Below are 20,899 nucleotides of genomic sequence, written 5' to 3' on the forward strand. Positions count from 1 at the left end.
TATTACTTTGCATTAGGGAAGAAGAGTTGCTTACCTTCAATCTTGTAGAGAGAAATAACCTCTTGACCCTCTTTAGAAATGATCCAATCAATGAAGTCTTGTCCTTCTTTAGCCTTTACATGAGCAAATTTTGCGGGATTAACCAACATCACACCGTATTGATTAAAGAGTTGAGGATCTCCTTCGACCAATATTTCTAAATCACCCCGATTTTTAAATGCTAACCATGTCCCACGGTCTGCCAAGATATAGCCATTCATCGCCGAAGCTGAATTTAAAGCCGGACCCATACCACTACCAGTGTCTTTGTACCATCCCATATCTTTATTTGGCTCGATACCTGCCGACTTCCAATAGCGAAGTTCAGCTGCATGAGTGCCGCTCTTATCGCCTCTAGAAATAAACGTCGTTTTTACATTTGCAATTTTTTGCAACGCTAATTTAATATCTTTCCCACCAGCAATTTTGGCTGGATCAGCCTTAGGTCCAATTAACACAAAGTCGTTATACATTACTTCATATCGCTTGGTTGAAAAGCTCTCAGATAAGAACTTTAATTCGGCATCCTTATCATGCACAAAGACCACATCCGCATCTCCACGACGTCCAATATCTAAAGCTTGTCCAGTGCCAACAGCAACAACTTTGACATCTACTCCGGATTTATTTTTATAGATCGGTAGCAGGAAACCAAATAAACCTGATTGCTCTGTAGACGTTGTTGATGAAACAACAATGGATTTCTGTGCAAATGATGGAGATGCAATAGCAATAGTGATTGCCAAAAGACCTACGGAAAATTGACGGCGCATTTGATGATTCCTGTATATTAAAAGTTAATACGAAAATTTTTTAAATCCAACTAATAATTTGACTATTAAGACTAACGGCTTTATATCCTGGCATTGCTTCAGAGTTACTTCGAATTTTTTTAATGAGTTTTTTGGCGATACTCTGAGTTGCGACATCTTTTTTCATTGCCACAAAAAAGATCTCGTCTTTTAATGGGATAAAATTTAAGCCATTTTCTAATGCAATATTTTTTACACCAATTCCTACGTCGGCCTTCCCCGCCAAGATTGCATTTGAAATAGCGGTATGTGTGAACTCTTCATGATCGTAGCCATTAATTTCTGACGGACTAATTGCTTCATCCTTTAATAAGCTGTCTAATAATAGTCGCGTCCCTGACCCAGTCTGTCTATTAATAAAACGTACTTTAGGATTCGTTAAGTCGGCAATCGACTGAATTCCCAATGGGTTTCCCTTTTTAACAATTAAGCCTTGTATCCTTTTCATTACTGGATATATTTGTAGATCATTTTTAGATAAGTGGCTATGAATAACTTTTGATCTCTTCTTATCAGACACATGGTATCCAGCCAAATCGGCCTCATTGTTTAATAATTTCTCTAATGCCTCACTAGAGCCAGCAATTTTTAAATCAAATCCTTTCACCTCACTTACAGACTGTTGAATAATTGCGTCGCTACTCGACGCAAATCTCCAGCGCCTGTCATTTTCAATTCCTAGCTCACCAATTTTCTTGGCTAGTATTTCTTGATAAGGTTTGACATATTGCTGATTACTATCCCGCAGGTCATCAATAAATTTAAGAAAGAACTCTCCAAAACTAGTTAACTTGGAGCCATGACCCTTGGTTCTAATGATGATTGGTGTTAATAACGCATCCTCTACGGAATTCAATTTTTCCCAGGCACCCCGGTAAGATGTACCAGCTTTTTTCGCTGCTTCAATCAATGAAGAACCCGCCTTGATATCTTTGAGAATTGCAGACAGCCATAATAGGTCGACTGAATCCTCTCCGCCAAGACGTGGATTTACAGTAGTGATAGATGGGCGAACTTGAATTTGCATATGTAATTTATTACCAATTGAAATGTTCTTTAAAATATTTTACTTTATTTATTAATTGTTAACTTATTGTTCATACAGATGCATTAATGACTTCACCTAACGTTTCGCTAATCAATCATTGAAGTGCGATTTTCAATTTCTATTGAAGATTATTCGTTTTCTGAAAATCAATTTTTTTTACTCTAGGAACTTATCAGCAATTCAAAAAATATCTACAGGTGGTTTATAAATATTAAAGCTCCGTTATGAACGTTTTCAACCTCCTTGCTAGACTAAAACCCTTATAAATAACTATCTTTTTAGGGCTTTTTTAGAAGCTAATTTCTTGCTTACTTTTTAGATTTTCTTCAACATCTTTATAATCATGAAATGTTTTTACAACTTCATTTTTCCAAATTTCCTTTTTTTACTCTCTTATTTTTTGCAATAAGTGGCAACGCTATTTCTGCTCCTTTTGAAATCAAAGTTCATGATGAGCTGATTGCCGATTACCAACACTCAGCATTTGAAATTGAAACAAACTTATACCAAGCCCCTGCCTCGCAAGGTTTCAAAAGTAATATTTTTCAAACTAGGCTTGAGTATGGATATGGCATTACAGAAAAGAGTGAAATTGGCATCAACATCTATCTCAGCAATTACAACGGCGTGAGCTATGTGAATGGCGGCAAGATCAGTCATCTGTATATTCCAACCCACGATGAAGAAGGTTTTTGGCACTATGGCGTCAAGAATGAAATTAATTACATCAAAGATGTCGACGGGGTAGAAACCACCTTTTATGAATTTACTCCGATACTTGCATTGCAATTGAAAGACTGGCGATTTACGGTAAATCCCAGCATCGATATGACACTCAACAAGAACAGTACCGTCACATTTTCACCGTCGGCCAAAATTGCTTACCACCTAACTCATACGATTGATATTGGTACGGAATATTATGCTGACAACTTGCCAATTAAAGGTTTGTATACCGTTACTCAACAACCTAATACAGCCTATTTAGTAATGGATGTTAAATCCGGCAAATCAACATTTCATTTTGGAGTAGGTAAGGGTGTTACTTCTGTGAGTGATAATTGGGTAGTAAAGCTCACAGCCGCCCTGAACTTTAATTAGTTCATGACCAAAAGATCATGAACTTAATCTGTCACTACGAAAAATAAATCAATTACTCAAAATTAAGCCCCTCATTACAAACTTCTTCAGGGCAGTGTAATCAATTCTCCAAGGCCGGAATGATCATGCTTGTCACCAAAAATCTTCGTAAGTTCCACTTGCGCAAAATGTCCCGTACAATGACCAGCTGCAACCCTTTGCAGCTTCCATTTATCTTTAAAATTTGTCACCGTTTGCTTCACTACCTCATCTGATTTGTCGACTAAATGCAGGCCACCAGCAATCGTGTAAATATTGGGGCTAATTTCACTTACCTTCGTTAATATTTTCTCAATACCAGGATGAGAGCACCCTACGATTACCGCTAACCCTTTGGGAGTTTTAATGGCCATTGAGACCTCAGCGAGCTCTAAAGTGCCCTTAACGTCTGATACCGTTCTAACCAGAAAAATATTTGGCAGTACTTCCGTTGTATCTATGATACGTGTAATATTTTTATTTTTCCAAGGCGAATCGATACTATCTTTACTAACTTTGCCATCAAAATACTGAAGATCTTCGGGCAATAAATCAACCTGCCTTTGTAGAGCTTGTGGCGCACTGAAAGGAGTTCCAAAAGAGCCGGTCTCTAGCGGTGCATAGATAACAACATTGGGATTCTTTTCAAGTACATAAGCTAATCCGCTCGTATGGTCCCCATGCCTGTGTGAGAGGACGACAAAATCAATTTTAGTGAGATCAATTTTGAGTTTATTGACGTTCTCTTTAAAACCCTCATATCGGCCGCCCGTGTCAAATAGAATTCTCTTACCATCATATTCAACTAAAGCCGAGTATCCCCAACCACGTTCCAGATCAGAAGGTTTACCAAAGGCATCATAAATAATGGTTACCTTGCCACCAGATGGTTCTTTTCCATTCGCTGCTGCAAGCTCATAGATGAATGAGAGGCTGATCAATGAAATGATTGCCATTACGCTTAGTGATAATAATTTTTTCATAAATTTTGTCTTTGATTAATTTTTAGTCGTTTAGGTTGCTTTTATATAACCATTATGCAGATAATTCTTGCATTACCTTGATCAAATCAGACTTACCTTCAAATCCAATACCAGGCAAATCAGGCATCGTGATGTAACTATTCTCTACTTTCACACCATCAGGGAATCCACCAAATGGTTGGAATAAGTCTGGGTAACTCTCATTACCGCCCAAGCCCAAACCTGCGGCAATATTTAAAGACATTTGATGTCCGCCATGTGGGATACAACGCTTAGCTGACCAGCCATGCTCTTTCAGCATTTCTAACGTGCGCAAATACTCTACCAAACCATAGCTTAATGCACAGTCAAACTGCAGGTAATCACGATCAGAGCGCATGCCACCATAACGAATCAGATTACGAGCATCTTGCATGGAAAACAAGTTTTCCCCTGTTGCCATTGGATTCTTATAGTAACTTCGCAACGTAGCTTGGAGTTCATAATCTAAAGGATCGCCCGCCTCCTCATACCAAAACAAGTCATATTGAGAAAGGGCTTTAGCATATTGAACCGCAGTGTCACGATCAAAGCGGCCATTGGCATCTACGCATAACTGTTGACCATCTCCTAATACGGTAAGGATAGAATCAATCCGACGTAAGTCTTCATCTAGTGAAGCACCGCCAATTTTCTTTTTCACAACGGTGTAGCCACGATCAATATAACTACGCATTTCATCTTTTAACTTCTCATGATCTTGACCGGGGTAGTAGTAACCACCTGCTGCATAAACAAAAACCTTCCGATCTGGTTTTCCATCACTATAACGATCAGATAATACTTGGAATAAGGGTTTATCTTCAATTTTGGCAACAGCGTCCCAAACAGCCATATCGATGGTACCCATTGCCACAGAGCGTTCACCATGACCTCCAGGTTTTTCATTCATAAACATGGTTGACCAAATTTTATGTGGGTCGAGATTTTTGCCCGATGAATCTAACAATGTTTCAGGATTCGCCTCCATAACTCGCGGAATGAATCTCTCACGCATTAAAGTCCCTTGTCCATACCGGCCATTAGAGTTAAATCCATACCCAACTACAGGCTTACCATTACGCATCACATCAGTGATCACTGCGACAAGACTTAAGTTCATCTTGCTAAAGTCAATATACGCGTTTCGGATTGGCGAACTAATTGGAAGTGTGATCTCTCTAATTTCGGTGATTCTCATTGATGCTCCAGGGGTATGAATGGTGGTGGAAAAATTTTAAGCTGAAGGCGGTTCTAGCGCCAAGGTCATTGCAGGAGTTGTTACTTAGGCTTTTAAAACCCAACTATAAAAAATGGACTTTACTTGGCTAGTAGATATTTGGCAAGTGATGTGAGTGCACGACCTAATAAAATAAATCAAAATATTTCTTCTTCAAGATAATTGAGCCGAGCGGAGCCGTCTCGTCGAAATGCCCTTTTAAATTTTTAACGTACTTTTCTAATGACCTAGTAAATATACTGAGTTAGCGTTTTTGCATAATACAGTCAGTTTCCAAAAACTTATTCGTTTTTGATTTACGTATGACTTTTGTTTGCCGGTAGCCATCTTTGAGGCAGGTCAACTTAAGAATTTCAGTCTGGGCTTCTTGATGGATATGGCCTCGATATAAACCCAAGACATTCGTGGTAAATGTGGCAGTTACACCGGCAGCACCAAATGATTTAGCTGTCACAATCACTGACGCAGACTTGATAATGTTTCCTTGCTCATCCTTCACAAATCCAAAATAAGCAGGGCCTTGAGCACTCGTGTCATCAGCCATAAACTCCATTCCGCCAGCAAAACTAAACAGCGCGACTGAACTAAAACATAGCATCAAAGGAATTTTGATGACACTTCGATATTTTGTATTAACGCATCGAACTAACACAACAGGAACAAGAGAACGAATACCAACTGCTTTGGCATTTAATACCGAATGAACGCATAAAAATCGACCCATAAAACTTGGTGAAAATCTAAACTTATCTGCAAATCTTAAAAGTGGCGTATGCATTAAAGCCCCTAAAAGAACTACCGCACTCAAACCCTGCAATAGAAGAAAGAGGGGCCAATAAATCGGTTCAGAAATCCAGTTAAGCATATGTATGTATTTACATTGAAGTTATCATTTATAGCAATATAAGCGATAGAAATAAAGAAGGCAATGGACTAGAAACTATTTCACGGATACTTTTATGAGCCTCTAAAACAATCAAGAGCTTAAGTCTCCGATGACGGCAATTTTTCGCTTAACTCTTACACTCTGTATTTCCCCCTATAAGTTCTATTAAGCAATGTGCGTTACCGAACAGAAAATTTCTCTTGCGTCAATTAATGTCAAGATTCCTAGGTGTGGGTTCACTTCACCGAGGTAGATTTGTTATTTGTTTTAACTCTAAATTGAATTGCCTTTCTAATTTTTTAAATACTAGTATCAACAATACAATCGAGGAATCTCATGCCACACAAGGACCCTAATCATATTCACCACCAGTTCACTGCCAATTATCACGATCATGCGGCGAATCATCACGAGCAAGCTGCAAAAAGCCATATGGAGGCCGCAAGAATGCGTTCATTAGGCAATCATGAGGCATCGGCGAATCATGCGCTTATCGCTCATGGGCACGCTCTGCAAGCCCTTCGTTATAGCGAAGAAGCGATTAATGAGCATGCCAATATTCAATCATCTGTTCAACGGCCTTAGGTTGGCAATGCCAAAAGTAGATCAACTACAAGATATTGCGGCGGCAATTGATCATATTGACCACTCCATTAAAAATCAAAGTATCAGTCTCAGCGCTGCTTTGGGCCTAATCTACAGCATTACTGAAACCTTAGGCGTCATGATTGGAGATCCTGACCTACCAAATCATCTTCATAATGCTTATGAAGGACTAGCTGAAGTTTCAGTAGAGTTGCAAACCAGAATACAAAATATGAATAAGTGACGGTTAATTGTCTCTATAAGTTATCTTTGAACTGTTGCCTCTATGTTGAATAGTGCATGAGTCTTTACGCTCAATAATGATGGGGTTCATCTTTGAACCAATTAATTTTCAAGCCCACATTCCATCGGGGAGCCATTGACTTGTTTTTGCCAAATGGTCATTTCATATTATTTATTATGCCTCTTCAGGTCTTTGTGCAACATCAACGTTATCCTAACCTATTGTGGTCGCTGGTTAATTACACTAGACTGTAATGACATTTCCTTCATGTGTTTCAAAAAATTTTCCAAGGCCTAAAATCTATGTTTTTTCGCTTATCAAATTTCAGGAACTTGCTGTACGGTTTCATATTATTGTTCTCGTTTAATCCCGTACAAGCGGCCTTTCCCGATAAGCCGATTAAAGTTATTATTGGCTTTTCTGCCGGTGGTCCATTGGATTCCCATTTACGGCTACTGACTGAAAATCTACAATCTATTTTAGGGCAACCTATTATTGTTGATTACAAGTCCGGAGCAGGGGGCGTTCTTGGCGCCCAATTTGTTGCACAATCACCTCCTGATGGATATACCATTTTATTAGCCAATACCGGGACCATGGTCATTAATCCCGCAATTTATGCCAAGTCGTCCTATGACACATTAAAAGATTTTCAGCCGATAGCGCGCACAGCTCAACAACCTTTAGCTTTTATCGTGAATAAAGACCTACCTGTCAATTCATTAAAAGAATTTATTACGTATGCAAAAGCTAATCCGAGCAAACTGAATTATGGGTCTTCAGGAAATGGCGGTATTAGTCATTTAGTTCCTGAGATGCTTAAAACTGAAACTAGTATTCTTATGACTCATATTCCCTTTAAAGGTAGTGCGCCCGCTTTTACTGATTTGATTGCAGGTCATGTGCAGTTTATGGCAGAGTCTTTACCTCAAGCAGCAAACTACGCCAAACAAGGCCGATTAAAAGTATTAGCAATAACGAGTGCTAAACGTAACCCTGCCTTGCCTAATATCCCTACGGTAATTGAAACTGGCGTTGCAAATATTGAAGTAGTAGGATTTTATGGGATTTTGGGACCCAAAGGTATGCCACCTGAAGTACTTAATAAATTGAGTCAAGCTTTCAAAGAAACATTAGAGTCTCCTGAAATTCAGAAGAAAATGGTAGATCAAGGAGCGGACCCAGCCTATCTGAATGCAGATCAATTTACTAAATTTCTCTCTGCAGAAATGCCTCGTTGGGCTAAGGCTGTTAAAGATGCTGGCGCTAAATTAGACTAACCAATGCATGTTTTTTTCTATCTTGATTCTCTGTATATTTGAGTTCAATTCAGCTGTGATGAGAATGTTCAACGAATACTGATTCAGCTTCTTTTTAATCAACACTTATGCCGATCAACATGGTTTGATGGAAGTTCTATTTTCTTCTACTTCATGCGGGATTTATCTGTTGTTGTTCCTCGGGAATCTTTATGGCTTGCTGCCGAAGCGACTAGACTCGAGAATTTTCAATCCAATAACCCGCTAACATCTGAGGTGGTTAGAGACTCAAAACACACACAGCATGCCTATTTATCCCCTCTATTATTAATAGGAATCATTCTCAATAACATGTATAATGAGAATGATTCTTATTTAATAAAGGACTAAACCATGAAAAACACTATTGCTTACACCTTATTTTGTCTCGTGCTTGGGGTTGCCACCTCAGCGAGTGCCAATCAATCAGAAATCAACATCAAGATTCAAAAAGGGCGCTTCTCTCCCTCTGAAATTGAAATCCCGGCAAATAAGAAGGTAAAACTAGTGGTTCAGAATCTTGATGACACCCCAGAGGAGTTTGAAAGCCATGATCTAAAGAAAGAAGTTCTGATTAAAGCAAAAAGTAGCGCCTCTTTTTATATTGGCCCACTCTCACCAGGTCGTTACAAGTTTGAAGGTGAATTCAGCCCAGAAACAGCTCAAGGTGTAGTTATTGTTAAATAAAATGACTTATCTCTATTTTGATAGACCGCCACATTTACACATGCCAGGGAATATCAGAGTGAGTCAGTTGAATGCACGTAGCCCAAAAAACTGGGCTTCGTGTAGGGCCTGAGACATACTTTAGTCTCTTAGGGCTTGTAGATCCGAAACTTATCTTCTTTTGACCTTTTGGCTTGGTACATTGCTTGATCTGCATGCTTTAGCATGTCTGATGGCGAACTATGATCTATAGGATAAGTTGTAACTCCAATGCTAATACCCACCTGAAGAATATTGCCTGAGAGCAATCGAATTGGCTGATGAATACTTTTCTTAACTCTATCTAAAACAATTTCAAAACCATCCCCATCCACACCTTCGACCAACAAGAGCACAAACTCATCACCACCAATGCGTGCCACTGTGTCACTAGCTCTCACGGAATCCTTCAGTCTTGTCGCAACCTCTTTCAGAACCAGATCCCCAATATCATGGCCATAATTGTCATTAATCAATTTGAAACCGTTTAAATCCATAAAGCAGAGAACAAAGTTTTTACCACTTCTATCACTAAAGACAATAGCTTGGCCAATGCGGTCTAGCAATAAAAGTCGATTAGGCAGACCCGTGAGGTGATCATTAAACGCAATTTTCTCAAGGGCTTCGCTTTTACCGTCCATTAAAGCTTCCTCAACACGAATCAGACTGTGGGTGCGTCTTAAAACTAATCCAATCGAAGCAAATAAAATGAGGCAGGCGCCTAAAAGTGCAATACTTACATCCCGACGTAAATCAATTAACTTATCGTCGATCAATTTAGAAGTAATTTCTAGCTTAAGTCCGCCTATAGGAACTCCCGCCTTTAACGCTAACCAACGTGTGGTCGATAAATTATTGCTATCGACTGATTCTTCAGCAGATGGAGCTGTAGTCTTTTTATAAGAATAGGTTGGCTTGATTTCTCCAGTCAGAGTATCACGTTGCATCTCAGACAATACAACTCCATCGAAATCTGCCACCATTATTGAAAGAACTTGAGGATCTGAGATTGCCTGCCTCAGGCGACTTTCGAGTTGAGCGAAGTTCCGGGCAATAACATCATCCTGAATGGCAATTGCAATGCCATCAGCCATCATTTGTGAGGTACTCTCACGACCTGAGATGCGAATATCCCGCGCTCTCAAATCAAACAACCAAAGCGCTATCAAGGTAAATACAATCGTACCTATCGCAATATATCCTGTACCCTTTAATAATGATCGAGTACTAATTCTAGATCGTCTATAAACTTCAACCTTCATCGAGCACCAAAAATTTCTCTAACTTCAAATTTTCTAAGGGCGCAAAGTCACGCTGATAGTCTGATGGTATTGGCTGAGGAATTTGCACATCCTCTAAGAGTTTTCTACCGTACTCGGTATTACTGAGAGTTATAAATGCCTCCGTTACCCCATTGCGCACTTTTAGAGGAACTCTAGGATTTGCTATAAAAGGATGTGGGGCATACCCCGAAGTTTCATACAAGATTCTGAGACTTTCTTTGAGAGTTGGCTCCTCACGTTGCAGGGTATTGTTTACTCCGCCAGCACCAACAAAGTCTCCCATCGCAACCCCACGGTAAGCAGTTGCATGGGTTTTAAGGTATTTGGGTTTGATGAATATCCCTTTTTTTGCCAGTTCAGCTCTGATTAAAAGTGAGGCGGCGAAAGCATTTGGAGATGGAAAAGCTATTTCTTTTCCCTGAAGATGTTCAATGTTTTTAATAGCGCTATCTGTTTTGACGACCAATATGCCGGTAAGCTTAGTCTTGCCGTCAGTGAATAAGGGAATGTAGCCTTTGCGTTTTTTAGCAATCACTTCATGATAGGGGTTGGCAAAGGCAAAATCCGGTTCGCCTTTAAATAGTATTTTTTCAAAGGCAGGAATAGTTTCAGGAATTTCTAAATTGAAGCATTGGCCAGTTTTTTTGCCAACATACTCTAGGATGGGAGCCCACTTCGAATAAGTCAAAGCGTGTGAAAGTTGAGGAACAATTGCAACGCTCATTTCTTTAGGAGATGCCTTATCACCAAGGCACGCCCCCCATATGTTTGGGCTAATCACTATTAACAGAATTACTACCGAAGAAATTTGTAAGCTAGTTAAATATGTCCTCATTTTTCCCAATATGGCCACAACAACTGAACCTATTTTTATCTTAGCAGACTTCCTCTGTAAATAGCTCAATTCACTGCATCATTTGAAGGCTTTATGTTCAAAAGCTTAGTGACTTTTTTGCACTGAAGATTATCACTTTCGGTCTAAAGCAAATAAAGACTTTCATCGATTTACTAAAATTTCAAAATTCATTGGCTAGCGGCAAACACTCTCCAAGTCTGAGTAATCTTTGAGTGACCGCTACCCCAGTTAGAAAGAACATTGTTTCTATTTAGAATCCCCTTTGAATTTCATAATATGGCGTAAGGCAACTATCTTTAGTTAATACTTCCTTTTAACTGTAGGGCATTTTCCGGATTAGGGCATATACTAGGCTCCCAGTTTAATTAGAATGAATAACTTTAAGAAAAGTAGAAAAACAATATGAAAATGAATATCTTGGCTGTTGGCTGTTGTATGTGTTTGTCCTTTGCTACTTCAGTAGCTTATGCCCAGGCAAGCAATTTTAAGGGCCCGTTTGGTGGCATCTTAGTAAGTTCTGTTGGCTCTTCAACGGATATCAATGGATCGGGACCGGCATTTAGCACGGGAGCCCAAACGGTACTTCCAACACTTGAAGCAGGATATAACTTCGCGACTACAGAGAAATTTGTATTAGGTGCATCTGTTACTTATGACCTTGCTAAAACGAATGGCGGGAATATTGCAACTGCAAGCTTGCAAAGTGATAACCATTACAGCTTAAACTTTAAACCAGGATATGCAATTAATGACACTACCTTGCTATATGCAACGATTGGTTATAACCATAGAAATGCAACTGTAACTAACGCTGGCAACTTTCCTGGTTATTCATTTGATGGTATTGGGTATGGTATTGGTTCAATGCTGATGTTGAATGAAAGTATATACCTTCGTTTCGAACTACAAAAAATTAACTACGGCTCACAAAGTATTCAGAGTGGAGTTAGCGCTCAGCCATCCCTTACCGTTGGAACGATTGGCGTTGGCTATAAGTTCTAATAGTTTAATCTGAGAAGGGTGTCAAATAATCAGTCGTCCTGAGAACATGCCGAGCCGTGGCTTGGCAATCTTTGGCACCCCGTTACTCGTTTTTTTTACAGTCTCCATATTGAAAATCAGAGGCATCGTCAATTCTTGTCGTTCTTTCCCTCGGATGTTAGGCTTAGATAAATAACCGTAGTCTTCCAATAATGTTCGCTCCCTCGTTGAGCTTAAACTAAATCTTTTATTCAAACTTAAAGTCGTTTAAAAGAAGCCTGTAGGCGTCGGCTACTCTTTAATGTCATGAACCTCTGCAAAATTCTCGTTCACAAGTACAAAGAACTTATCTAAAGTAAAAATAATTGCCCTTAAATTTTGCATTCATACTGTTTGCAGGTCCGGGACTAGCTTGAACCAATTGGCCATGTGGGTCGTGGTAATCTTGCTCCTCTGTTTATCTCTTGGGCACTTTTGGCATTTAAGGTCGTAGTAGCAACCGACGAGTGTGATTTTAAAAATAAAGGAAGGAAGGCCACAAAGAATGAAATAACTTTGTGGTTCGTTAGGCTGAGGGCAAAAGCTTTTTTGAAATCATCTGGCGACTTCTCCATAACAGCGATCTTCACTGTAAGTTTAAATATTCTGACATTCGCAAATCAACTCGGCCAACGATTCAGAAATTAAACTACCTTTTGCTGAACTATTTTCAATAGCTTACGGCTTAATCTTACTAACCATCCATTGATGTAAAAAATCAGCAATTTCTAAATTGTTTTTTTCAAGCATCACCATGTGCCCATTCCCGCGAATACCTCTCTCTGGCAATCGAATGAAATCGATTGGCGCACCAGCTTGTTTCAAATACGCCGCAGTACAATGATCGTAGGGTGCGTGGTACGAACTCTCTGAAACAGTAATCAAAATCGGAAACTGTCGGAAGTTGACCAACTGCCGTGGCGGTTCAGCTTGCAAGGTGCAGCCAATTAAACCTTGACTATCTGGTGATGTTTGCACTTGCGTTTTGATTTGCTCAGGTGCTGTTACTTTAGGTTCATAGGTAAGAGGAATATCGGCCACACCCCAAGCGCGTGCTTTGGGGTTTCCGGGTGCATTGTTATGAAATGGCGGGCCAGAAGGCTCGATGGACACAATACCCTTGATCTTTTGTGGACGACTCTCCGCAATCACCCAGCCCAATGGGCCTGACTGTGAATGCGTTAACAAAATGGCGGGGCCAATTTTGTCTAGCAATGCAGCACCAGCCGCTTGACTCAAGGTCTGCGTTTCGACATCACTCAACAATGACTCAACCTGTGTTGCATAAAAAGCATCGAAGGTTGCATCTCCTCGCCGCCCCGAGCCGGGCCATTGAGTATGTAGCTTAGCTTGTGGCCAGTTTCCCAAAGTAGCTGCTGCGGTAAAAAGTTGCTCAATTTGCGGTGCAGTATACATGCGCAATTTACCATTCACCTCAGGATGCCATGCCGAGCGTCCCCGCGCTGGTTGATCCACCATATAGACCACATAGCCCAACTCTAGAAAATGTTCAGCCCACCCCTTTCGACCATCGGGTGTCATCATCCAATTGGTAGCCGTTTGTGCTGCGCCATGAATCAAAACCAATGGGTATGGTTGCTTGACTTGCTGGGGCTGCAGTTTTTCGACATACATTTGTCCTTGCATAATTTCTTTACCAGGACTTCCGACATAACTGCCGCCGACATAAAAGAAACTTCTACTAGGTACTGGCTTGTCTGGCAAACTGGTGCAGGCGGACAAAAGCAATATCAGTGAAAAGATCCAAAAACGATTCGTTTTTTTAAATTGCATGTCTCACCCTATGAAAGATTTTCTACTGATTTTTTGAAATAGTACAGTTGCTCATCAAGCGTGAGTATATGCAATTCTTTCATTCAATTCAATCAGTAATTACCTTGGTAACTGGTACTTATTGTTGGTTCACGGTGGAATCGACAATACCAGAGGAGGACGATTTCTAAGAAAAATACTAGGGCTAATATCTATTGTTACAAGATTCCTAAGGTGGTTTAATGAAGTTATGAACAAAAATTCACCATTAATTTCTTTATGCTATACCAGCAATACAACGGAGGAAATTTCTTTTCTTGGAAGTTTGAGATTATTAGCGCACTCTTTTCTTAATAATCAAAAATACAACATCACGGGTTTATTAATCTATAAGAACAATCAATTTGCTCAGGTCATTGAAGGTGATGAAGACGCTATTGAACGTATCTGGAGTAAGATTCAACGAGACACAAGGCATAAAGATATCCAACTCTTATCTAAAGAGCCTATTGTTCATCGAAGTTTTACCAAATGGTCTATGTTATTTCCTGAATCAGATAAGGTGGTCGAGTATTTTCCAGATATGGTCGAAGCCGTTAAAGATTTAGAAATGCCCGTCAACCATCCTCTTTTTAAGATACTGGCTAAATAAAGCCTTCTTGTCCTTTGTCAGGACACTTCATGCGAGGGTTGATCCGAACCCAAAGCCCCTTAAAGTTAGATGAGTTCAACAGAATTTCCACCCCCACTCGTAAGGTAAGCACCCTAGGTACGATTAAAACGCTGGTTATTGTGGATTAGCCATCAATTAAATAACAGATAAAGGTATTTCAAAAAAGCCCATAAATACCCAACCAATGGTGGATCCCCTCAATGAAGCAGTGATGTTTTCCTTGCTCATTTTCTGACCCTAATCATATTTGCTGAATCATAATCATGAATACAAATAGCCCAACCATGTGACCGGTACATAGCTGATGTATGACCTGAGGCATACCTTACACTTTATACCGGACACATACTTTACAGTTTTAGGCATAAGGAAGGCCTACTTCTGCCATGGAATGAAAGTACGAAGATAGATGAAAAGCTGAAATTTGTATCTCGTTTTTTAGATGGTGAGAAGATTGCCCGACTAATTAATCCAATCAAACAAACGGTTCGCGACAGAGCAAGTAAAGTGAACATATGTCCACTTTACTTTTGTTTTACCCATAAAAAAGATATTTCTTACGCCTGTTGAGGCGTGTTTACCCCTCAGGACATTACTAACTCTTTTAAGAAACAAATGTCCTAGATAGCATATAACTGTCGTGACATCCAGTCTGCTGTTTGATCGCGATATCTATACCAAAGGTTATTCACCACATGATTACCACCCGGAATGATAGATAGTACGCATGGTCCTGAAACCTCCTCCGCCAATAACTTTGCTTGCTCTACAGGGGTTAATCGATCCTTATCCCCTGCAACAATATAAATTGGACATGTAATATTTTTAGCAATCCCTTTTAAAGACATCCGTAAAGCCACTTTTCCGGCCTCTTCAAGATTGGCACTTTTCGTCCGAACACGAAATGCCTCAACATTGATTACCGGTCTTCCCTCAAAATTTGCCGAGCGTTGATATGCGCCCGATAGAGCTACGCAGGCTTTAATTCTTTTTTCAAAACAGGCTGCTCTTGGAGCTAAATGACCGCCCAAAGAAACTCCCCAAATTCCTATACGGTTCAAATCAATGTCCGACCGAGTTTCTAAATAATCACATACGGCTCCTACCGGCTCTTCAAACTCAGGACAAAGTGGAAAATCATACTCCCCCTCTCCCTGACCTGGTCCATCAAAAGCAAGGGTTGCTAAACCACGAACTAAGAAACGATTTTCATAATCGTCCATTTCTTCTTTTGCTGAGTCTAGCCCCATGCACATCACTACAACCGGTGGATTTGAGACACCTAGTGGTTTTCTTAAATTGCCATATAAGAATTTACCCTGGTATGGAATAGCGACTCTTTCCCCAGGTGGCTTTAAATGCGGTAAGGCTAAATTACGACACTCTACAGCTTTCATATTAGCTTGGCGCATTTGCTCCAAATCGTTCACAAATAAAAATTTTCCAAAGTGATAACATACGGCCGCTCGTGTCCAATGTTGGCTCGCTGAATATTCAAAGCCATCATTAAATGCTTCATGCCCTAATCCTTCATGGATAGCGGCTCTTTGTGACCAAGCTTGACACCAATTATCCCAATGTTGCAAGCTGGCAGTAACTTCTAGAAAGTCTGTCATCGGTACGCCATTGGCAACAAAGCGTGGCGCCCAATGGGAAATTGCAGATTCAATACGAGGATCTTTTGCCTGTTCGTTAGTAGTTTGTGTCATATTAGTCAGCCTGTATATTTGCGTTTTTGATGATCGGAGTCCAACGTTTAATTTCTGTTTGCACAAAATCTTCTAATGACTCCGGTGTTGAAGGTGATGCTTGAATACCCTGTTTCAAGAACAGTTCTTTTACATCTGGGCGACGTAGGATGTCTGTAATATCTTGATTCAATTTTTGTATGACTGCTTTAGGGGTTTTTGCTGCAGTAAAAAGTCCAAACCATAATTTGGCATCCATGCCCGACAGTCCTGCTTCTGATGCGCTAGGGACTTCTGGTAAGCTAGGAAATCGATCGCTGGTTGAGACAACTAATGCTTTTAATTTACCTGTTTTTAACTGTGCCGCAGCGGTCACTGGCGACAAAAAAGAGACTTGGGTTTCATTGGCGAGTAGAGCAGTTAATCCCGCACCAGCACTTTTATAGGGGATATGCATCATATTTACCCCTGTAACTTGTTTAAATAACTCTCCAGTTATATGGCTAATCGTGCCATTGCCAGCAGAGGAGAAATTGAGATCATTTCTTTTTTTTGCATATTGAATAAACTCAGCAACTGTATTGGCTTGAATACTTGGATGCACCATCATTACAGTTACACCCGTTGCAACCATGGATACACCAACTAAATCTTTTACAGGATCGTAAGGTAAGTTAGGGTATAAAACAACGGAACTCACCATGGGGCCTGCATGGCCCATCAACAAGCTATAACCATCGGCTGGAGCTTTAGCAACAATATCTGCTGGCACAGTACCACCAGCCCCTGTACGACTGTCTACTATTACAGGTTGACCCCATTTTTCAGATAGCTTTTGGGCGATAATTCGCGACAAATAATCCGCAGTACTGCCTGGGCCATGACCAAAAATACGCACGGGTCTATTGGGATACTCTTGTGCCCCAATAGGTCCACTCAAAACAATCAACATGCATATTAGAAACTTTTGCCAATGTTTTACATAACAGCGCGATAGTAAGCCAACTCCACAACTCGGGTTCAAAGTGTCTCCTTCATTATTTATCTATTTCCATCTAAAAAAGGAATAGATATTTTTAATATTTTGAATACTTTAACATTTTTCTTATTAACCGATTATGTATATTGTTTCCTTTTTTTAGGTGTATGAGGTTTTTTGACCACATCTAAATTACATATTGAAAATTCTAGCCTAGTTATTAGATCCACTCTTGAGAAGTATTTCAACTGCAGGCAATCGAAATTTTTGTAACCGATAAAGAATCTTGGATAACGAACGCTAAATAATTAAGCGATACAAAGACCATCCCAAATTGAAAACGCCTAGGGATATGAGTGTGAAAAAGGTAAATTTTGTCCCCAAGATACGTTTACTAAAGTTTGGCGGAGGCTGATTAATCCCTTGAGCATGGATCACTTTACCAATAATAAGAGTGATGCCAGGAATTGTAACCATCGACCAAGGGGCACCATTTAATTCCAGACAAGCAATCAAGCTAATCCCAAAGGGAACATATTCAGCAAAGTTATCCTGATCTCGAATAGCCCTCTCAAGATCATCAATATCACCATTTCCTAAGCCAACCTTATTCTTTCTTCTCAGGCCTATGACGGCAAAAGAGCGCTTTACAAACATGGTTAATACAGAGGCAATGATTGAGTTGACTATCAACATTTAGGGCTCTGAGGATATTTTCTAGATACTAATTGCAAATGAAGAAAACCACCCGAAGGTAGTTTTGGTGTTTCTTGGTGACCCTGGGGGAATCGATTAGGGTCCAGAGTCCCCGACTCTATTTCCAGTCTTTGGCTTGTTGAGATAGATGCTTCTTAAAGATTGTCGCTATTGGCGATAGCTTTTTGCCTTTAGGAGTCACGATGTGCCAACTTGATTCAAAAGGAAAGTCTTTACATTTTAAGATAGCGACTTCTTCTTGGTCAGATTGATCCCCCAGAGAATATTTAGACAGAACAGCTATTCCCAGACCGCCTATGACAGCCTGCTTAATTGCCTCGTTACTTCCAAGTTCCAGCCTAACATCCGGCTTAAATTTCAACTTTTTGAAATGCGCATCTGTTGTCATTCGTGTACCAGAGCCCTTTTCTCTAAAAATAAACTTTTCATTCTTTATTGAGCAGATATCAAAATTCTTTTTCTTAGCAAACACATGGTCTTTTGTAGCAACCAATAACAAAGGGTTTGGCATAAATACTTCGTCTTCTACATCCATATTAAGTGGTGGCTGAGACATGATGTAAAGATCATCTAAGTTGTTTTCCAATCTTTTCACCACACCATCGCGATTGAGGACTTCTAGAGAAATATCTATTTGTGGATACTTTGCACAAAAAGTTCCTAATATTCTTGGAATGAAATATTTGGCAGTACTCACTACGGCTACTCTTAACTTTCCCCGAGTTAATCCTTTGATGCTATCGACTTGCTGTTCAAAGGATTCCCATTCACCAGAAATCGCTCTAGCGGTTTTAGCCAACTCTTGACCCATTTGCGTTAAATGTACTTTTCTGGCTACCACTTCATAGAGTGGCACTCCAATAGCATCACTTATCTCCTTGAGGCCCATTGAAGCGGTTGGTTGGGTTACATGAACCATACGGGCGGCCGTACTGACGCTACCAGTCTCGGCTAAGGCCATAAAAAGGCGTAATTGTCTAAAAGTAATATTCATAGGTTTTTACCTATACAAAATTATCATAATTTCGATTTTACTTTATATGTCTATTTTCCTAGAATCACTTTAAAAGGAATATTCATGACAAACTTACTAGATCCCTCGATTCTGTTTTTTATCTTCGGCATATTTGCTGGGCTCGTTAAATCCAACTTAGAAATCCCCCAACCAATCTCTCGTTTTTTATCCTTGTATCTACTGATGGCACTGGGATTAAAGGGTGGGTTTGCTTTAAATAAATCAGGATTTACTCCTGAGATTGCGATTAGTCTGGGGTTGGCAATCACTTTAGCTATAGCGATTCCATTGCTGGGCTACAACTTACTAAAACATAAACTCAATAAACTGGATGCCGCCGCTATTGCCGCAACCTATGGATCTATTAGTGCCGTCACTTTTATTACTACTACCCAAGTTTTAGATCAAGACGGCATTAGCTATGGAGGACACATGGCCGCAGCTATGGCTCTCATGGAGTCGCCCGCGATCATTATTGCGATTGTTCTTGCGAATCAGATTCGGCAACAGCGCTCAGGCACCACAACTTCGCAGACCTCTTTAGGCAAAATACTTCATGAATCGTTTACTGATGGCGGGCAACTTCTGCTACTAGGATCATTAGTAGTGGGCCTGATATCTGGTGACTCAGGTCATAAAGTCATGGCACCATTCTCGATTGATTTATTCAAAGGCTTATTGGCATTCTTCTTGCTAGACATGGGCCTAGTTGCCGCCAGAAGTATTAGGGAGCTCAAAGGAAAGCCCCCCATCACACTGTTATACGCCTTCATAGCACCGCCCGTTCATGCTCTGATTGCGCTCGGCTTATGCCATCTATTTCAAGTACCACTTGGTGATACGATTTTACTAATGATTCTTGCGGCAAGTGCGTCTTACATTGCGGTGCCAGCAGTTCTACGTCACGCCATGCCTGAAGTGAATCCCGCTTTGTTTATGGGCATGTCACTAGGCATCACCTTTCCCTTGAACATTATTTTTGGCATCCCCATCTATATCGCAATTGCTAAATACTGTGCTTAAGGAATGGCAAATAGGTTTGTCATTTAAAAAAACATTTCATCACAGAGTATCTATCGCAAGAACGGTTAGAGGACAAACATCCCCACGCTTAGATTTTGAACTCTGAGCCCAGACAAGCATCACTAGATCCAAATAACCGAACCATCAATCACCTTAGAAGCACATGGGCATTAAAAAACCACTCGAAGGTGGTTTTGGTGTTGCTTGGTGGTCAGAGGCAGAATCGACCAGGGCCGAGGACGCCTAGATTCGCGCTTAGACTAATGTCTACTTTATTCGTAGTGAGTCTACATTCTTAAGATTCGAACTGTCTTCTCCTTAGGAAAGATTTCATAAACCAAACGGTGTTGAATATTAATTCTGCTTGAGTAAGTCCCCTTTAGGTCGCCAACCAACTCCTCATAAGGTGGTGGATTTTGGAGTGGATCTACTTCTAAAATATCCAATAAAGCCTGTGTTTTATCTTTAAGACCTGCGGTAGATAGTTTTTTAGCATCCTTAGTGGCATATTTGGAATATACCAAATTCCAAATCACCACTTCAATGCCCTTTTACTTTTAGCAATAGGCTCAGCCATTGCGTCTTTAATTGACTCGCGCATTCCTGGAATTGCCAATAGATAAAGCTTCTCCTGTATGGCGCTCCAATCTTCTTCAGAAAGTAATACGGCCTTTGCCTGCTTACCAGAAATGACTATTGGCTTGTGTGACTCTGCCGCCTGATCAATCAAACGATAAAGACCTGCTCGAGCTTCGCTTGCAGTTAATATAGTCATGATTTTGCTCATTTTTATATAGTGGTGGATTCAAGTACGAAGTGCAACACGTTTTAAGGACTGCATAAATACTTCGTTGGGTGTTTTAAATCCTAATCTTTTTCTTGGTCGGTTATTTAA

Annotated in this window: 23 protein-coding genes; 8 read left to right on the forward strand and 15 right to left on the reverse strand. The window is 40.2% G+C overall.

Annotation, left to right across the window (positions count from 1 at the left end; all coding sequences use genetic code 11):
• Positions 1-2 precede the first annotated feature (2 nt).
• Both B8983_RS12840 and B8983_RS12845 read right to left on the reverse strand, forming a co-directional pair.
• Positions 3-812 carry an ABC transporter substrate-binding protein gene (locus tag B8983_RS12840; RefSeq protein WP_084285714.1) on the reverse strand — a complete coding sequence of 270 codons (810 nt, stop codon included), beginning with the start codon at positions 810-812 and terminating at the stop codon, positions 3-5.
• A gap of 40 nt (positions 813-852) precedes the next feature.
• On the reverse strand, positions 853-1,878 hold the full coding sequence (locus tag B8983_RS12845) for a substrate-binding domain-containing protein (RefSeq protein ID WP_084285718.1): 1,026 nt from the start codon (positions 1,876-1,878) through the stop codon (positions 853-855).
• A 369-nt stretch (positions 1,879-2,247) separates the two neighbouring features.
• Here B8983_RS12845 and B8983_RS12850 point away from each other — a divergent pair, with 369 nt between their 5' ends.
• Positions 2,248-3,000, forward strand: a complete 753-nt coding sequence (locus B8983_RS12850) for a hypothetical protein (protein ID WP_084285720.1) — start codon at positions 2,248-2,250, stop codon at positions 2,998-3,000.
• A gap of 86 nt (positions 3,001-3,086) precedes the next feature.
• Here B8983_RS12850 and B8983_RS12855 read toward each other — a convergent pair whose 3' ends face one another.
• The 3 genes from B8983_RS12855 to B8983_RS12865 all read right to left on the reverse strand — a co-directional run bounded on the left by B8983_RS12855 (position 3,087) and on the right by B8983_RS12865 (position 6,037).
• Positions 3,087-4,001, reverse strand: a complete 915-nt coding sequence (locus B8983_RS12855; RefSeq protein ID WP_084285721.1) for an MBL fold metallo-hydrolase — start codon at positions 3,999-4,001, stop codon at positions 3,087-3,089.
• Positions 4,002-4,053: 52 nt separating this feature from the next.
• A complete protein-coding gene (locus B8983_RS12860) occupies positions 4,054-5,220 on the reverse strand; it encodes a mandelate racemase/muconate lactonizing enzyme family protein (RefSeq protein WP_084285723.1) in 1,167 nt (388 codons plus the stop codon).
• A gap of 283 nt (positions 5,221-5,503) precedes the next feature.
• Positions 5,504-6,037, reverse strand: coding sequence for a carboxypeptidase-like regulatory domain-containing protein (locus B8983_RS12865; RefSeq protein WP_143736187.1), 534 nt, complete (start codon positions 6,035-6,037; stop codon positions 5,504-5,506).
• A gap of 444 nt (positions 6,038-6,481) precedes the next feature.
• On the opposite strand from B8983_RS12865, the gene B8983_RS12870 reads away from it, so the two are divergent.
• From B8983_RS12870 to B8983_RS12885, 4 genes are all read left to right on the forward strand, one after another.
• Positions 6,482-6,730, forward strand: coding sequence for a hypothetical protein (locus B8983_RS12870; protein WP_084285729.1), 249 nt, complete (start codon positions 6,482-6,484; stop codon positions 6,728-6,730).
• Positions 6,690-6,974: a hypothetical protein gene (locus B8983_RS12875; RefSeq protein WP_143736188.1), complete on the forward strand. Its 285-nt coding sequence runs from the start codon at positions 6,690-6,692 to the stop codon at positions 6,972-6,974. Before B8983_RS12870 ends, B8983_RS12875 begins: the two co-directional genes overlap by 41 nt.
• A 353-nt stretch (positions 6,975-7,327) precedes the next feature.
• Positions 7,328-8,254: a Bug family tripartite tricarboxylate transporter substrate binding protein gene (locus B8983_RS12880; RefSeq protein ID WP_234987048.1), complete on the forward strand. Its 927-nt coding sequence runs from the start codon at positions 7,328-7,330 to the stop codon at positions 8,252-8,254.
• 372 nt (positions 8,255-8,626) lie between these two features.
• A complete protein-coding gene (locus B8983_RS12885; protein WP_084285736.1) occupies positions 8,627-8,959 on the forward strand; it encodes a cupredoxin domain-containing protein in 333 nt (110 codons plus the stop codon).
• 128 nt (positions 8,960-9,087) lie between these two features.
• Here B8983_RS12885 and B8983_RS12890 read toward each other — a convergent pair whose 3' ends face one another.
• Entirely contained in the window at positions 9,088-10,239 is a 1,152-nt protein-coding gene (locus B8983_RS12890) for a GGDEF domain-containing protein (RefSeq protein ID WP_084285740.1), read from the reverse strand.
• Positions 10,229-11,095, reverse strand: coding sequence for a phosphate/phosphite/phosphonate ABC transporter substrate-binding protein (locus tag B8983_RS12895; protein WP_084285743.1), 867 nt, complete (start codon positions 11,093-11,095; stop codon positions 10,229-10,231). Before B8983_RS12895 ends, B8983_RS12890 begins: the two co-directional genes overlap by 11 nt.
• 423 nt (positions 11,096-11,518) lie before the next feature.
• Here B8983_RS12895 and B8983_RS12900 point away from each other — a divergent pair, with 423 nt between their 5' ends.
• Positions 11,519-12,118 carry an outer membrane protein gene (locus tag B8983_RS12900; RefSeq protein WP_084285745.1) on the forward strand — a complete coding sequence of 200 codons (600 nt, stop codon included), beginning with the start codon at positions 11,519-11,521 and terminating at the stop codon, positions 12,116-12,118.
• A 21-nt stretch (positions 12,119-12,139) separates the two neighbouring features.
• Here the strand turns inward: B8983_RS12900 and B8983_RS14055 are convergent, their stop codons facing one another.
• Positions 12,140-12,307 (reverse strand): hypothetical protein, encoded by a 168-nt coding sequence (locus B8983_RS14055; RefSeq protein ID WP_159460908.1) that lies wholly within the window; start codon positions 12,305-12,307, stop codon positions 12,140-12,142.
• A 507-nt stretch (positions 12,308-12,814) separates the two neighbouring features.
• Positions 12,815-13,930: an alpha/beta hydrolase gene (locus B8983_RS12910; RefSeq protein ID WP_084285748.1), complete on the reverse strand. Its 1,116-nt coding sequence runs from the start codon at positions 13,928-13,930 to the stop codon at positions 12,815-12,817.
• Between the two features lie 229 nt (positions 13,931-14,159).
• Here B8983_RS12910 and B8983_RS12915 point away from each other — a divergent pair, with 229 nt between their 5' ends.
• Positions 14,160-14,561, forward strand: a complete 402-nt coding sequence (locus B8983_RS12915; protein ID WP_084285749.1) for a BLUF domain-containing protein — start codon at positions 14,160-14,162, stop codon at positions 14,559-14,561.
• Between the two features lie 641 nt (positions 14,562-15,202).
• Here B8983_RS12915 and B8983_RS12920 read toward each other — a convergent pair.
• The 4 genes from B8983_RS12920 to B8983_RS12935 form a co-directional block, all read right to left on the reverse strand.
• The gene (locus tag B8983_RS12920; protein WP_084285751.1) at positions 15,203-16,291 is read right to left on the reverse strand and encodes an alpha/beta hydrolase family protein; all 1,089 of its coding nucleotides are present in this window, start codon (positions 16,289-16,291) and stop codon (positions 15,203-15,205) included.
• A gap of 1 nt (position 16,292) precedes the next feature.
• Complete coding sequence (locus B8983_RS12925; RefSeq protein WP_084285753.1) at positions 16,293-17,222, reverse strand: Bug family tripartite tricarboxylate transporter substrate binding protein; 930 nt, start codon at positions 17,220-17,222, stop codon at positions 16,293-16,295.
• A gap of 327 nt (positions 17,223-17,549) precedes the next feature.
• The gene (locus B8983_RS12930; protein WP_084285758.1) at positions 17,550-17,945 is read right to left on the reverse strand and encodes an MAPEG family protein; all 396 of its coding nucleotides are present in this window, start codon (positions 17,943-17,945) and stop codon (positions 17,550-17,552) included.
• Positions 17,946-18,063: 118 nt separating this feature from the next.
• Positions 18,064-18,960 (reverse strand): LysR family transcriptional regulator, encoded by an 897-nt coding sequence (locus B8983_RS12935; RefSeq protein ID WP_084285761.1) that lies wholly within the window; start codon positions 18,958-18,960, stop codon positions 18,064-18,066.
• Between the two features lie 84 nt (positions 18,961-19,044).
• On the opposite strand from B8983_RS12935, the gene B8983_RS12940 reads away from it, so the two are divergent.
• Positions 19,045-20,004: a sodium-dependent bicarbonate transport family permease gene (locus tag B8983_RS12940; RefSeq protein ID WP_084285764.1), complete on the forward strand. Its 960-nt coding sequence runs from the start codon at positions 19,045-19,047 to the stop codon at positions 20,002-20,004.
• A gap of 287 nt (positions 20,005-20,291) precedes the next feature.
• On the opposite strand, the gene B8983_RS12945 is transcribed toward B8983_RS12940, so the two are convergent.
• Entirely contained in the window at positions 20,292-20,543 is a 252-nt protein-coding gene (locus B8983_RS12945; protein ID WP_234987049.1) for a Txe/YoeB family addiction module toxin, read from the reverse strand.
• Positions 20,537-20,779, reverse strand: coding sequence for a type II toxin-antitoxin system Phd/YefM family antitoxin (locus B8983_RS12950; RefSeq protein ID WP_084285766.1), 243 nt, complete (start codon positions 20,777-20,779; stop codon positions 20,537-20,539). Before B8983_RS12950 ends, B8983_RS12945 begins: the two co-directional genes overlap by 7 nt.
• Between the last annotated feature and the right edge of the window lie 120 nt (positions 20,780-20,899).

Source organism: Polynucleobacter kasalickyi (assembly GCF_900176405.1).
In the GTDB taxonomy this organism is placed as follows: Bacteria; Pseudomonadota; Gammaproteobacteria; order Burkholderiales; family Burkholderiaceae; genus Polynucleobacter; species Polynucleobacter kasalickyi.